General features: G+C 37.4%; 7 protein-coding genes and 6 pseudogenes. 9 read left to right on the top strand and 4 right to left on the bottom strand.

Annotated features, from left to right (window positions below):
* Positions 1 to 71: 71 nt before the first annotated feature.
* The 8 genes and pseudogenes from AAZO_RS00070 to AAZO_RS36145 all read left to right on the top strand — a co-directional run bounded on the left by AAZO_RS00070 (position 72) and on the right by AAZO_RS36145 (position 10,447).
* On the top strand, positions 72 to 1,316 hold the full coding sequence (locus AAZO_RS00070; RefSeq protein ID WP_013189698.1) for a type IV pilus twitching motility protein PilT: 1,245 nt from the start codon (positions 72 to 74) through the stop codon (positions 1,314 to 1,316).
* Between the two features lie 44 nt (positions 1,317 to 1,360).
* On the top strand, positions 1,361 to 2,116 hold the full coding sequence (locus AAZO_RS00065; RefSeq protein ID WP_013189697.1) for a circadian clock KaiB family protein: 756 nt from the start codon (positions 1,361 to 1,363) through the stop codon (positions 2,114 to 2,116).
* Positions 2,117 to 2,174: 58 nt separating this feature from the next.
* Positions 2,175 to 2,927, top strand: a complete 753-nt coding sequence (locus AAZO_RS00060) for an MBL fold metallo-hydrolase (protein WP_013189696.1) — start codon at positions 2,175 to 2,177, stop codon at positions 2,925 to 2,927.
* A gap of 126 nt (positions 2,928 to 3,053) precedes the next feature.
* Positions 3,054 to 4,434, top strand: a pseudogene (locus AAZO_RS43110) (tetratricopeptide repeat protein); the annotation flags it as partial.
* 72 nt (positions 4,435 to 4,506) lie between these two features.
* Positions 4,507 to 5,948 (top strand): annotated as a pseudogene (locus tag AAZO_RS28050) (IS66 family transposase).
* Positions 5,949 to 7,033: 1,085 nt separating this feature from the next.
* Positions 7,034 to 7,801, top strand: coding sequence for a hypothetical protein (locus tag AAZO_RS00040; protein ID WP_013189693.1), 768 nt, complete (start codon positions 7,034 to 7,036; stop codon positions 7,799 to 7,801).
* Between the two features lie 732 nt (positions 7,802 to 8,533).
* Positions 8,534 to 10,156 (top strand): annotated as a pseudogene (locus tag AAZO_RS43105) (IS1634 family transposase).
* Positions 10,157 to 10,285: 129 nt separating this feature from the next.
* Positions 10,286 to 10,447: a hypothetical protein gene (locus AAZO_RS36145; protein WP_081462666.1), complete on the top strand. Its 162-nt coding sequence runs from the start codon at positions 10,286 to 10,288 to the stop codon at positions 10,445 to 10,447.
* Between the two features lie 34 nt (positions 10,448 to 10,481).
* On the opposite strand, the gene AAZO_RS00020 is transcribed toward AAZO_RS36145, so the two are convergent.
* Positions 10,482 to 11,330 carry a hypothetical protein gene (locus AAZO_RS00020; RefSeq protein ID WP_013189691.1) on the bottom strand — a complete coding sequence of 283 codons (849 nt, stop codon included), beginning with the start codon at positions 11,328 to 11,330 and terminating at the stop codon, positions 10,482 to 10,484.
* A 437-nt stretch (positions 11,331 to 11,767) separates the two neighbouring features.
* Positions 11,768 to 11,896 (bottom strand): hypothetical protein, encoded by a 129-nt coding sequence (locus tag AAZO_RS40725; RefSeq protein WP_013189690.1) that lies wholly within the window; start codon positions 11,894 to 11,896, stop codon positions 11,768 to 11,770.
* Positions 11,897 to 12,120: 224 nt separating this feature from the next.
* Between AAZO_RS40725 and AAZO_RS33025 the strand changes: the two are divergent.
* Positions 12,121 to 12,276: pseudogene (locus AAZO_RS33025) on the top strand (ISLre2-like element ISCst1 family transposase); the annotation flags it as partial.
* 387 nt (positions 12,277 to 12,663) lie between these two features.
* Here the strand turns inward: AAZO_RS33025 and AAZO_RS36140 are convergent.
* Positions 12,664 to 12,822, bottom strand: a pseudogene (locus AAZO_RS36140) (C4-dicarboxylate ABC transporter); the annotation flags it as partial.
* A gap of 129 nt (positions 12,823 to 12,951) precedes the next feature.
* Positions 12,952 to 14,578, bottom strand: a pseudogene (locus AAZO_RS36135) (IS1634 family transposase).
* Positions 14,579 to 14,709 lie beyond the last annotated feature (131 nt).

The following is a 14,709-nucleotide window of genomic DNA, read 5'->3' as shown; positions in this document are numbered from 1 at the left end:
ATTCTGGAATCATCAGCAAAAAAACACACAGAAGGTCTATTTAATTTTTTACCTACCCAATTTGAAAATATATGATACAACCGCAAGGATGCAGTCTACCGCCGGGCCCACCAGCACCACCACCGCCAACATCTGCGACACCAAGACCGACACAAATAATGCAGATGCAAACAGAGATCAAGAGTAATCCCCCTGGGAAAAATGCACCGCCACCACCACAAATACCACCGGCTCCCGCTACTCTGAAACAGCCTTCAGGACTGACCTTAGCTCAACTAATTCAAGAAGCTTTTGATCAAGGATATTCTGACGTTCACGTAGGTATAGGTGAAATACCACGCTTCCGTAACCGAGGAGAAATTCAGATGACGAATTATCCAGAGGTTGATAAACCAACTTTTATCAGTTGGTTACGGGAGATTATGACCGATGCAGAAATTCAACGCTTTCAAGACACCCTAGAATTTGACGGTGCGACTCAGTACGAATTTGCCCGTATACGGGTTAACGTTTTTGACTCCCTTCGGGGTTATGCAATGGTGCTGCGGTTAATTCCGCTAAAAATATTGTCGATGGATCAGTTGAGATTACCGCCAATCTTTCGGGATATTTGCCATTATCACAAAGGTTTTATTTTGGTTACAGGTCCTACTGGTTCTGGTAAATCTACGACAATGGCGGCAATGGTTGACTACATCAATCGAGAGATGCCCAAGCACATCATCACCATCGAAGATCCTATTGAATTTGTTCACCCAAGTCGGAAATCTTTAATCAAACAGAGGGAAGTAGGAATGCACACCCTCAAGTTCGATAATGCGTTAAAAGCGGCTTTGCGGGAAGACCCAGATTTGATTCTGGTGGGGGAAATGCGGGATAAAGAAACTGTGAATACTGCCTTAAAAGCGGCTCAAACTGGTCACTTGGTAATGGGAACACTGCACACTAATAGTGCGGTGAAAACTATTGAACGGATTCTCAATTTCTATTCAGGTGACCAGCAAGATGCAGTGCGGGTAGCTTTTTCCGAGTCTTTAGTGGCAATCATTGCTCAAGGTTTGTGCCGAACTACTGATGGTAAGCGGGCTGCGTTCCACGATATCCTGATTAATACTGAGGCAGTTAAAGAATGGATTAAAGATGGTAAGTATGACGACATTGGTGAATTGATGAAGCAAGCCGGTTTTGATGGTATGATGACCATGAATCAGTCGTTATTCAATCTCTACCAAGAAGGTCGCATTACTGAAGAAACAGCTATAGAAATGTCACCAACTCCCAATGAAATGATGCAATTCCTCCGAGGTCGTGTATAAGAAGTTCAGTTATCAGTTATCAGTGAATAGCAAGAATTGAAAGGATGACGGACAAACTATCTACACCAGAGTTATTTAAAGGTATTGCTCTTTTTACACCTGGAGGAGATTTAATTTACTGTATTGACCCTAGTAAGCAGGGTCGATGGCATCTGCATCTGTGTGGGGCTTTACAGGAAATCCTGGATTTACCAGAACCACCACATTTTTTAGTACCTTGTTATACGGCAACAATTGATCACTGGCTAAATCCACGCACAGAGCAAGTACAAACCTTTGCGGAAGCTTATCCAGCCGTTATGCGTCATCAATCTGTGCTAAGGGCAATTTTTGGCACTGGGGAGTTGGTATGGCAAACAGCACCTTGGCAGGAAGATTTGTGTGATCGGATGGTGTTAGGAACTTATCGCTCTTCTTTCCCCCAACTTTGGGAAGATCATGATTTAATCGTACGCTTGGATCGTGCAGATATAGCCCCACAATACCAGCAACATAAACTAAATCCACAACAGGGTATAGCTCATACTCAAGGCTATGTCTTACGTCTGTTTGTTGCTGGTCATAGCGTAGCTACAGAACGCATTTTACAAAATTTACATGAATTATTAGAGCGCTCGCTAAAATATCCTTATACCCTGAAAGTTATTGACGTTTTAACACACCCAGAACAAGCAGAAATCGATCAAGTTTCAGCAACTCCCACCCTAGTAAAAGTTTGGCCTCATCCCATTCGGCGCATTGTTGGCGATTTGGATAATGTCGATAAGCTTTTGCAAACACTGGGGGCAAAGGAAATATAATTAACTATTAGTGTGCAGTAAATAACATACGAAGTATTATTATTACTTTTTCAAAACTATGTACTTCACTTGGTTAGACAGCAATAGTTGGCTGATGGAAATTGGTAAACAGAGGATATTGGTTGATCCTTGGTTAGTTGATTGCTTAACATTCAATAACTTGGATTGGCTATTTAAAGGTTATAGACTTCAAGATCGGCCAATACCAGAAAATATAGATTTGATATTGTTATCTCAGGGTTTAGAAGATCATGCCCATCCACCAACTTTGAAGCAGCTTGACAAAAATATTCAAGTTGTCGCATCTCCTAATGCAGCTAAAGTCGTAGAAAAATTAGGCTATAAAAATCTTATCACCCTCAATCATGGGGAAACTTTCACCTTGAATAATCAAGTAGAAATAAAAGCTTTTCCAGGTTCTCCCATTGGACCAACCGTGTTAGAAAATGGTTATCTTCTCAAAGAGTTGTCCAGTGATTTAACGTTATATTACGAACCACATGGTTATCATTCACCCCAACTGAAACAGCTTGCACCCATTAATATAGTAATTACACCAATTGTTGATTTAACCTTACCTTTGCTGGGATCAATGATAAAAGGTATGAATAGTGCCTTAGAAGTCACTAAATGGTTGCAACCTCAAATCATTTTACCTACAGCTGCTGGAGGAGATATCTTATTTGAAGGATTTTTAAAAAAATTTCTGCAAGCAAAAGGAAGTACAGAAGAATTTCAAGCATTATTAGAGAAAAACAATTTAGCTACACGACTAGTTGCACCTAAACCTGGTGAACAGGTCGGTTTTTAGCTATTTTTTTCCTTTTGCTTCTCATTTTTAAGTAGGGGTTTAGCAATGTGCTTTAACCCTACTTCTTTACTCAAACCACATTTTTGATTAAAATGAGTCAATCAAAAGACCGCAGAAATATAATAAATGGATTGGATTACCTTACTCCGATCGCTAGAAACTGACTTTATTCAAAAATTAAAATCTGGTTGTCTACTTCACTGCCAAACAGAAGGCCAGCATAGTGAATTAACTATTATCTCTGGTCACAGATTAAAATCACTAAGGGAACTTTGCTGGTTAATGGCAGAAAAATATAAACGAACATCCCCAGTCCGTGACGTCTTTATTAATAACCTTAAAGGTAAACTAGGTGAAGAACTCCTCAAAGAACGTTTAGCTGACTTTATTACTGAAGTCGATTATGAAAAACGCATGGGTGGCGATGGTAAAAGTAATTTTACCTTCACCTCCAACCCGGCCATAGGTGTAGAAGTAAAATCTCCTTATGGTACTATTCATATAGTTAGATAGTTAGTCAGTTCTCAAGAAGTCGAAAAAAAACCGTTATTGTTTGTGTCTTAATTCAAGAAAAAGTTAATGAAGCTCAGTCTGAATATCATCTTTTTTTAGCTGGTTTTCTCCCCAGCAAAATGATGAAGCTAAAAACTGGCATAACTTCTTTTGGCATCAATCAATTATTATATCCTGGTGGTTTATTATCCTATTTAGAACAATCGCAAACTACTCCAAATAATGCTCATCAACTAGTAGAATTATCCCTGGATAACTCTAACAAAACTAATATCACTCCAGAATCGGAACAAAATCAACGACCAAATATAACTCTAGTTTATGAGAAATTAGGTAACAATTTTTCTCAAAAAGGTGAATATGCACCAGCAATTAACAACTATAATCAAGCATTGCAACATAAACCTTGTAATGCTGATATTTATTATAAATTGGAACTATCTTATTATTAAGTAGTTGATTATCAAAGAGCAGTTAAAGATTAAACCCAAGCAATCGATATTAACATTAATCATGGCAAAGATTATAATAAAATGGGTTGAGCACATTATCAACTAGCTAATTATTAAACCGCAATTGAATATTATAATCAAGCAATTAGAATTAATCCTGATCTTGCCGTTAATTACAAAAATCGTGCTGACACTTGTTCTCGAATTGGAGCTCCTCAAGGAGCAATTGAAGATTACACTCAGGCAATTAAAGTTAATCCTCACTATGCTATTACCCATAAAAACAGAGAACTTGCTCATTATCTTTCAGATGAACAGCAAAAATTAATTCCAGTGAACAGCAAAAATTAATTCCAGCCAGTAAGATTGCTCCTGATGATGCAGTTCCTTACAAAAATAGGGGCAATACTCGTTTAGAACTAGGAAATTATGAAACAGCAATTGGAGATTATAATCAGGCAGTTCAAATAAACCCTAACTATGTCGATACCTATTATCAACGAGGTAATACTCATTGTGATTTAGGAAACTATGAAGTAGCAACCTCAATTAAGGTAAGGATTCAGGTGGTGGGGTATTGATAAGTGTGATAGGTTAGGCAGAATATAGCAGTTATGGAAAAGAAGCTGGGACCAAAACTAGACAGAGAGATATTGAAGCAGTTGGGAAAACACCAACTGGTAGAAATCATTATTGACCAGGGGAAAAGTATAGAGAACCTAAGAAATAGAGTAGTAGAACTGGAAAAAGAAATAGAGAAACTCAAAGTCAGTAGAGATTTAGAGACCATAACATGATCCAAACCACCCTTGGGAGACATCCTGAAAAAAACCGACAACAAACAACAAGAGAAACCAGAAGAAAACCAGACACGAAAACGGAAACCAGGAGGACAACCAGAGCATAGGGGAAAAAGGAGAAAGGGGTTTGGTGGAGTAGATAGAATACATTTGAGATAGTGGGACGGCAAGTGTGTGGATGGTGAGGTCAGGGGCAATTGTTTGGCGAACTAATAAAAATCCAAACACAACAACTAGGGGAGTTGGTAGACAGGCCAATCCAAATAGTAGAATATGAAAGATATGCGTAGATTAGCACTGTGTGTGGGGAAACACAAAGGGCACACACACTGGTCACCAGAGATAGTACCGGGACAAGATATAGGAATCACACTACAAGCTTTTTTGGGATGGATCCATAACTAGGGCCATTGACCCTATGAAAAACAACACTTGTTGTTGTGGGCACTGGGTCAAATAGAAATTGGAGTGGGAACATTAGTAGGTACCAATGAAGGAATAGATAGTGCAGTGGCTCAAAGTATTCATAGCCTCAAATAGTGGATAAAACAAACCCAGCCTCATATCCTTGGGGATGAAACACCCTGGGTAGTCAAAGGGGTGAAACAATGGTTATGGATTTTTGCCAATAGTGACTTCCCTTTATTTCATGGGCCTGATACTCCTTGTCCTGGCAAATTAGAATCCATTGTGGGTTCAAGTTACTCTGGTGTACTCAGTTCTGATGACTTTACTGCCTATAACGGTTATGCGGTCACAGCTCAACAGAAATGTCAGGCACATCTACCCTACCCCGTCACTTCAAGACACTAATCAAGATTCCTGGCTTCAATCACCAAGAAATTGGCACAAAATTCATCGACCTCATAGATGAAGGTTTTAAAAACTACCCTTTATTCCAACAAACCCAAAACCTTCATGAATTCTTGACTTGGCCATCCTAGTTTCAACCAAAAGTCGAATCTTCCATTCATTCATTGATCAACCCCCAGGGGAACCTGGTAAACTTTTACCTTCCTTAGGCAATAGACCTTGATCATAATTTAGCTGAACTAAGGTTAGGTTTAGCACTGACACAACGAAAAGTCTGTGGTGGTTCTCTTTCTCTAGAGCTATTCCAACATCCTGCCAACTTATTGACGGTTACACAAACTTGTCGCCGTCAAGGACTTTCTCTAATTGAGTTTTCTGACCAACCTATGAAAGCCATGGATCACTCTCCTTTCCATACACCTTCTTTAATCCCTCTACCTTAGACCTGAATCCTTACTAATTTCACAAAGTAATTAAAATTAAAAATTACACAGATGCTTTTTATAATCGTGGTAATTCTGGGTTAATTATAGGAGACAAACAGGGAGTAATTGATGATTTTCAGAAAGCCGCAGATTTATATTGGCAAGATGGACAACTGGAAGAAAATAAAGATACACAAGCTAGAATTTTCTATTTACAAATAGAAAAGTCATTAGATATTTTAAATTTCTAAAAAATAGTAAAATTTATACTACAAACGGGTGAGACTTGGACTTATGTCATAGTGATAGCCCAGCGTATCCCTTTGGGACACTGCGTGAACAGGGAGCGTGCCGTAGGCTATAGTATCTCGGAGATTCTTCACTATCTCTTTCAGAGACGCTCGGCGAACGTTCAGAATCATACTTTTAAAGTGTTTTTAGTATATTTTATTTAGTAAAACAGGTGTAGGAATATGATTGTCAGATCAAAACACATTAGTGCTTTATTTGCGTTAGCTTTATTTGCGTTATCTTTCCTAGTCAATACTGGAAGCCTTCATGATTTAGCTATAGCCTTACCACAACAGCATATTAATAGCCAAGTTTAGCAACCACACCCAGTTTTTAAGTCAGTTCTGCCTAAATTAAAGAAAAATAGTCAAATTAAAATTTGATTATCGAAGTATGTTCCTGAGTCAGATGGCGAAAACCCACTTTACGCTATTCTCTAAAACAGCGCAAAAAATAAGTATGATATACTACTAGGATTTAGCCCAAATTGCACTGGTGGTACAGCTTGCATTATTGGTATAATTTTTGCTAAAATATCAGTAGCAGGACATCCAAACTCACAGCTAAAGCCGTATGTTTAGCTAAAGGTATCAGTGGCTATTTTCTAGATGCTAAATGTGGTGCGGTGCTAATTCTTCTGATGCTACCTTACCCTGGGGGCAAAAAGGTGTTCAGTATACCATTAGTTTAAAAGCAGGTAAGCAGGCCGACTTAGTGAAAATGGCCAAGTCAGTAATTACACTAGTGTGATAAAATTGACATTGCACAGCAATTCCTATTTGCTGTAAACCACTGATGGAAATTGTGATCCCATGCGTAATTCAATAATTACTAGCCGCCAAGTCATCAAGTATCTACAATTTCCAGCTTTAGCAGTAATTTTAGGGGCTAATTTAGCAATTACAACCTTAGCTCCTAAAGTTTTAGCCCAAACTACTTTAGCCTCATTTGTGGGAAACGCTGTAACATTTACTTGCAATGATAGTGAAGCCACAATTAAAGCTAAAAATGGACCAAAAGCAATTTTTGGGACAAGAACTATCTATATTGGTTATCAACAAGTAACATCTGTTAATAAAGATCCGCGCATGATCCGGTTTGATAATGGTGTGAGGAAATGGTGTCGCAGCGACTACGAAACAACCAGCGACGACGGTACAGGATATGGATTGCTTTGGAATGGAAGCGGGGTTTTATATGGCGTTTTTACCTCTACTGGTTCCCAGACTGGTAATAATTTCTGGCGCTTTGCTGCTGGCCGTTGGCTACCTAGCTATGGTAGTGGAGGCGGTGCAAAAGTAGCAGTTATAGCCCGTATCAACCCAACTACTGGGGATGTAAATTATGCTACGTTTGTCAGTGCGAGAAAATTGAGCGATGGAAAAACTAACTCTTTAGTAATCAGGGGATTATCCTGGAATGGAACAACTTTAACTGTAGAAGCTGATTCTTGGTCGAGTCCCCGTCGCGCTGATAGAAGTTCCATGACTTGTTCTGGTTCATCACCTTTTAAATACACAGCGGTATTCACTGGTGATTTAATCAAGGTTAATTCGGCTACAGCAGTTACTTGTAATTAAAAAGGGGATGTAATAGCCAGAGTTAGGGATTTAGGTTGACTAAACTTAATATCCGCCTTCTTCTTCGTGTTCTGGCTGTTTATCCTTGACTTTGTTAAAAAGATTTACAGAATTTGGTGTATCATCTTTATACATCAATATGTTTCAGTCACACGCAATGTCTCTTATAGAGTACATCAGACCTATAAATTGCTTAGTATCAATAGATTTTTAACATCTGAGGCACCATACTAATATACCTCTTGCATAAGTCCTGAATCTTCAAGTTTAAAGCTTGATTGATATTGCACAGAAAATAGTGCTGTACACCAGTGAAGGCAATACTGCCCAGGTTTGTTTTCCAGGAAAGATGGGAAAAACCTTTACCCTAAACCCAGTACACTTTTCCCAAACCAACCGATAACTTCCCGGCTCACAAATGGAATAGTAAAGTAGCAATTCTACTCCCTATTAATTCATCTATTGGGAATGTAAATTAAATACAACCCACCTTCCGCACCCTAACTGTCACAGATAGTAGTACACGAGAACTAAAGCTCCTGCAAGGAAGAAAAGGCTTAATAAGAATAAGTATCATAAAGATGGCAATAGAGTAAGAGAATAAAGTTTTGTAAAGAAGATAAAAGAAAAGAAAATTTAATGATTTAAAAATTAAATTAGAACAGAAGAAGAAATGATTTAATCACAACAGGAGTTGTGGATAATTCTGTTGTGAAATCAAAGCTTCAGAAAATGGAGATTCAAAACCTAGACCATTTAGGCATAGTAGCAGGAATAATAGACGCCATAGGAGTAGTAGAAATAATCCTTGAAATTGGAGAGAAAGTAAGTCCGGGTCATGTAGTAAAAGCCATGATAATCAACGGGTTAGGATTTGTATAAAAACCCTTATATATGTTTCTCCAAGATTTTGAAACAATCCCCTGTGAGTATCTAATAGGAGCAGGAGTAACACCAGAATATCTCAAGGACGATAAACTGGGGAGAGTCATGGATAAACTATTTATAAAAGGATTGGATAGAATATTTTTTATTGTCGCCTTAAAAGCAGGCCAAAAATTTGGAGTATCCCTATGAGCAGGGCATCTAGACTCATCATAAATGCACATACATGGGCAATATAATACCACCTTACCAGAAGTAATATTTGAGAGTCAAAAAGTAGGAAATAATCAAGAACTAGAAGAATTAGCAGTAAAATCACCAAAAGAAATAACCATCACCTATGGTTATTCTGGTGACCATAGACCGGAGTTAAAACAGTTCATCATAGAAATGATATGTTCAGGAGATAGAGACATACCAATATATATTTTTAAAACTAGCATCGGGAAACCAAGCAGATTCATCATGCTTTGGTAAAATAGCAGTAGAGTACCAAAAACAATTAAAAACAGTCTCATAGTAGCAGACTGGGCCTTATATACAGAATCAAATCTGAAAATGATGTCAGATTTAAGCTGGTTATGTCCAGTGCCATTAAGCGTAGAATCAGCACAATCATTAATATCAAAATTACCAGAACCAGAATTGGTTGATAGTAACTTACCCGGATATAAACTAGCGTCAAGAACAGTAAATTATGCAGGAATAGAACAAAGATGGTTAGTAGTGCAAAGTCAAGAAAGAAGAGAATCAGACCTGGGTAAACTATCACAAAAAATTACCAAGGCACAATCGAAAGCTGTGCAAGATTTGAAAAAGTTATCACCAGAAAAATTTGCTTGTGAAGGTGATGCTATCAATGGGTTATCTAAACTATTCAAACAATTCAAATATCACCAAATTAACCAGAGTAAAGTTACTCAAATCAAATCTAAGAAAAAAGATAGTTCAGGAGAGATGTCCTCTGAAATATCAGCTACAGTCTCCCAGAATGAAAGTAAAATTAATACAGAATTTCTGAGGGCAGGGCCTTTTATTATTGGTACAAACCTTTTGGATTCCAATGAACTTACCCATGACTCCATCTTGAATGAATATAAAGCTCAACAGTCTTGCCAGAGAGGGTTTGCTTTTCTCAAAGACCCATTATTTTTTGCAGACAGTATTTTCCTAAAAAGTCCAGAGAGAATAGAGTCACTGGGAATGATTATGGGTTTATGTCTGCTGGTTTATACTTTAGGGCAACGACAAATTAGAACCGCTGTGAGAGAGTCTAAATCAACAGTAAAAAATCAATTGGGCAAACCAACTGACCGCCACACTTTACGCTGGATTTTTCCATGCTTTCAGTCTATTCATTTAGTTACAGTTAACCAAGAAAAACACATCTGTCACTGGACTCAAGAGAGAGATTTAATTGTGAATCTTTTACCAAAGCATTGTTTTCTCTACTATCAATTACTTACCTAATTTTTCTCTCTATTAATTGATCTCTATTAATTTAATTTCTATCAGAAAATAACCTAATGTCGTTGATTTATAGCTCTATTTTACTATGTCCATAATTTCTTTTTTTACTTCAATCTATTAGTCTAAGTTATGATTTATCTCTTGAATATCTTCATTTATCTGTTGACTCCTCTGGGCGGTGTTCTTTCTTATTGCTCCTTATTGAGAACAGCTTTTGATGCTATTTTTGGTGCTTTACTGTTTCTCCAATGCCTTTTTTCACTGCATATGTTTCTTTTTATGCTCCCTTAGATTTTTTCTCTCCGCAATTTCTCCCTGTGGCACTTTATGGTGCCGAATGTGGGATCCATGAGCAACCAAAAGGATTGAGAGCAGATTTCTCGTAAAAAGTAGTCGCCAAACAGGGAATATTCCCAACCTTAGAAATGCGGTCACGAATATATTCAAAAAAGCTAATTCCCAACTTACGAGTAGTAGCAACAAGATACATAAAAGTATCCCAAGCCTGAGTCCCTTCGAGAGTCTGAGTGGCATAACTAATATTGCCTCGCTGCACCATAGTTCTAGCACCTAACTCAACCGGGTTATTGTGCAAAGGTAATTCAGGATGCTCTAAAACATAAAGCAACTCAGAAATTTTGACCAGAGTTAATGGTTTTCGCTCATCCAATTGTTGATAACCACTGTCAGTGTGGAACAACTTCCAAAACTTATACCGGAGTTTATCTGCCGTTTGCTGACTGGGAGAATCTTGACAAGGGAGTAAGTCTCGGTAGTAATTCCAGAAATCATCCAGGAATTTATCTAAAACCTTTTGGTGACAAGCAATAAACGCACTTAACTTCTTATAATTTCTTTCTTCATCTACCCAACACAAAGCGATATTATCAGTCAGTAACTTCAATTGAGGAGCATCATCACAGACCAGAGTTTGCACCACTGGCCAATCAGTTTGTTGATGATAGAAAGCAATAGCTACTGCTTCCATAATCCGAGTCCGTTGTTGTGAACCCAGTTTAGGCAGATGTGTATCCAGTAGGGTATGAAACTCTGCCTCACTCAACACAGTTTCTTGAGGTAATACTTCGAGAGGGTTTTGCCATTTAGTTGGTAGTTGAAAATGCTCGAGCAAGTCAATATTCTCTAGGAACTCTAACAATTTACCTTGGGTCATGTTATCCCCATAGTACAAGCTGATAATCAGGGTTTTATTCCTAGACCGAATTCTCCCTCATAACCCCAAGGAGGTTCTGCCAAATAGGTTTTTCCTTCTCATGGTGAGTAGTATCTCTCTTTCCGGAACAGTACGTTATCGGTTGCCAGGATGATGTCTTGGATGATTACTTTTTCATACCCTTTGAACTGCGCCTCTGCTGGCAGTAATTCTTGGGGATATTCTAGTATTTCTTCTCTGTCTATTTTAATGCCAGCCTTCTTACTGCCTTTGTTGTCCTTTTTTGGGGTTTGTCGCTCTTTCTCCGATGAGTGATTGCTTGTGACGCCTTTTTAATTCTTGGCTTTTATCTCTGGCTGACCCTTTTCTCCCTTCAATCAGTTGTTTTCATCTCTTAACCCTTGATTTTCTGGCCGTAATTCTTTTACTTCTAATTGTTACTGCTCTATTAGACTCAGTAATATCTCTACTTTCTGACCCATGGATTCCTCTGCAATTCCTTTTCGGTCAATGCTTTGCACCAACTCTGTTTGTGATAAGTCTTTTGCTAAAATTTTTTGCCTCATGTCTCATATTTTATAACGCCCTGTGTCCCACCCTCAACTTTTTCTTTTTTTCTCTTACCCCTACTTATTCCGCCGATACGGTAGGACTTACGCACAATTCATGCAAGAACGAACCACGAAGGGGAGCAAGGCGATTTTGTGAGCTGGGGTAAAGACTGTGCTTTTAGCTACACTAACCACAGGCATCGCTAAAAATTATTTACCGTACAATTAAAATATAGATACAAGTTATCAATTTAAGAATGAAAGGAAACAGTAAATTTTGGTTAGAAGAAAATGGGGAAATTATGTTAGGTCTTCCTTGTCAATGGATAGCTGGAAGTTGGCATAATTTCTGTAATTCCATTTTTACCTCTTTTATCTATCTTCAAACTGTCTAATATTTTATACCTACAACTCCCATTTAACAGAATTCTCTATGGTAATCAATACCTGCTTATTTGATTACTGACCTAAGCAGCTTATTCCCACAAGCCACAAATTATTGAATGCAAGTCTCCTTAGGATATTTTGAGAAGATACTTTGTCTTACAATTTTATTGTTTTGATGTGATTTATTTTACTTTAATCCAGAAAAACATTTTAGCGATATCTATAGTTACTGTAGCTAAAAGCACAGTCTTTACCCCAGCTCACAAAATCGCCTTGCTCCCCTAAAGAGTTATTTTTACTATCACTCAATTTTATATCGGTGATAAACGTAGCATACAACCCACATTCGGCACCATAAAGTGCCACAGGGAGAAATTGCGGAGAGAAAAAATCTAAGGGAGCATAAAAAGAAACATATGCAGTGAAAAAAGGCATTGGAGAAACAGTAAAGCACCAAAAATAGCATCAAAAGCTGTTCTCAATAAGGAGCAATAAGAAAGAACACCGCCCAGAGGAGTCAACAGATAAATGAAGATATTCAAGAGATAAATCATAACTTAGACTAATAGATTGAAGTAAAAAAAGAAATTATGGACATAGTAAAATAGAGCTATAAATCAACGACATTAGGTTATTTTCTGATAGAAATTAAATTAATAGAGATCAATTAATAGAGAGAAAAATTAGGTAAGTAATTGATAGTAGAGAAAACAATGCTTTGGTAAAAGATTCACAATTAAATCTCTCTCTTGAGTCCAGTGACAGATGTGTTTTTCTTGGTTAACTGTAACTAAATGAATAGACTGAAAGCATGGAAAAATCCAGCGTAAAGTGTGGCGGTCAGTTGGTTTGCCCAATTGATTTTTTACTGTTGATTTAGACTCTCTCACAGCGGTTCTAATTTGTCGTTGCCCTAAAGTATAAACCAGCAGACATAAACCCATAATCATTCCCAGTGACTCTATTCTCTCTGGACTTTTTAGGAAAATACTGTCTGCAAAAAATAATGGGTCTTTGAGAAAAGCAAACCCTCTCTGGCAAGACTGTTGAGCTTTATATTCATTCAAGATGGAGTCATGGGTAAGTTCATTGGAATCCAAAAGGTTTGTACCAATAATAAAAGGCCCTGCCCTCAGAAATTCTGTATTAATTTTACTTTCATTCTGGGAGACTGTAGCTGATATTTCAGAGGACATCTCTCCTGAACTATCTTTTTTCTTAGATTTGATTTGAGTAACTTTACTCTGGTTAATTTGGTGATATTTGAATTGTTTGAATAGGTTAGATAACCCCTTGATAGCATCACCTTCACAAGCAAATTTTTCTGGTGATAACTTTTTCAAATCTTGCACAGCTTTTGATTGTGCCTTGGTAATTTTTTGTGATAGTTTACCCAGGTCTGATTCTCTTCTTTCTTGACTTTGCACTACTAACCATCTTTGTTCTATTCCTGCATAATTTACTGTTCTTGACGCTAGTTTATATCCGGGTAAGTTACTATCAACCAATTCTGGTTCTGGTAATTTAGATATTAATGATTGTGCTGATTCTCCGCTTAATGGCACTGGACATAACCAGCTTAAATCTGACATCATTTTTAGATTTGATTCTGTATATAAGGACCAGTCTGCTACTATGAGACTGTTAACTTTTAATTGTTTTTGGTACTCTACTGCTATTTTAGCAAAGCATGATGAATCTGCTTGGTTTCCCGATGCTAGTTTTAAAAATATATATTGGTATGTCTCCATCTCCTGAACATATCATTTCTATGATGGACTGTTTTAACTCCGGTCTATGGTGACCAGAATAACCGTAGGTAATGGTTATTTCTTTTGGTGATTTTACTGCTAATTCTTCTAGTTCTTGATTATTTCCTACTTTTTGACTCTCAAATATTACTTCTGGTAAGGTGGTATTATATTGCCCATGTATGTGCATTTATGATGAGTCTAGATGCCCTGCTCATAGGGATACTCCAAATTTTTGGCCTGCTTTTAAGGCGACAATAAAAAATATTCTATCCAATCCTTTTATAAATAGTTTATCCATGACTCTCCCCAGTTTATCATCCTTGAGATATTCTGGTGTTACTCCTGCTCCTATTAGATACTCACAGGGGATTGTTTCAAAATCTTGGAGAAACATATATAAGGGTTTTTATACAAATCCTAACCCGTTGATTATCATGGCTTTTACTACATGACCCGGACTTACTTTCTCTCCAATTTCAAGGATTATTTCTACTACTCCTATGGCGTCTATTATTCCTGCTACTATGCCTAAATGGTCTAGGTTTTGAATCTCCATTTTTTGAAGCTTTGATTTCACAAAAGAATTATCCACAACTCCTGTTGTGATTCAATCATTTCTTCTTCTGTTCTAATTTAATTTTTAAATCATTAAATTTTCTTTTCTTTTATCTTCTTTACAAAACTTTA

The organism is 'Nostoc azollae' 0708, assembly GCF_000196515.1.
In the GTDB taxonomy this organism is placed as follows: Bacteria; Cyanobacteriota; Cyanobacteriia; order Cyanobacteriales; family Nostocaceae; genus Trichormus_B; species Trichormus_B azollae.
The sequence above is the reverse complement of the archived record's forward strand: the minus strand, read 5'-3'. Positions and strand labels throughout refer to the sequence as shown.

Bases quoted from the DNA above. Each gene is read 5' to 3' on its own strand.
- AAZO_RS00040 (WP_013189693.1), top strand. From the start codon at position 7,034: ATGCGTAATTCAATAATTACTAGCCGCCAAGTCATCAAGTATCTACAA.
- AAZO_RS00070 (WP_013189698.1), top strand. From the start codon at position 72: ATGATACAACCGCAAGGATGCAGTCTACCGCCGGGCCCACCAGCACCA.
- AAZO_RS00020 (WP_013189691.1), bottom strand. From the start codon at position 11,330: ATGACCCAAGGTAAATTGTTAGAGTTCCTAGAGAATATTGACTTGCTC.
- AAZO_RS36145 (WP_081462666.1), top strand. From the start codon at position 10,286: ATGATTTATCTCTTGAATATCTTCATTTATCTGTTGACTCCTCTGGGC.
- AAZO_RS00065 (WP_013189697.1), top strand. From the start codon at position 1,361: ATGACGGACAAACTATCTACACCAGAGTTATTTAAAGGTATTGCTCTT.
- AAZO_RS40725 (WP_013189690.1), bottom strand. From the start codon at position 11,896: ATGAGGCAAAAAATTTTAGCAAAAGACTTATCACAAACAGAGTTGGTG.
- AAZO_RS00060 (WP_013189696.1), top strand. From the start codon at position 2,175: ATGTACTTCACTTGGTTAGACAGCAATAGTTGGCTGATGGAAATTGGT.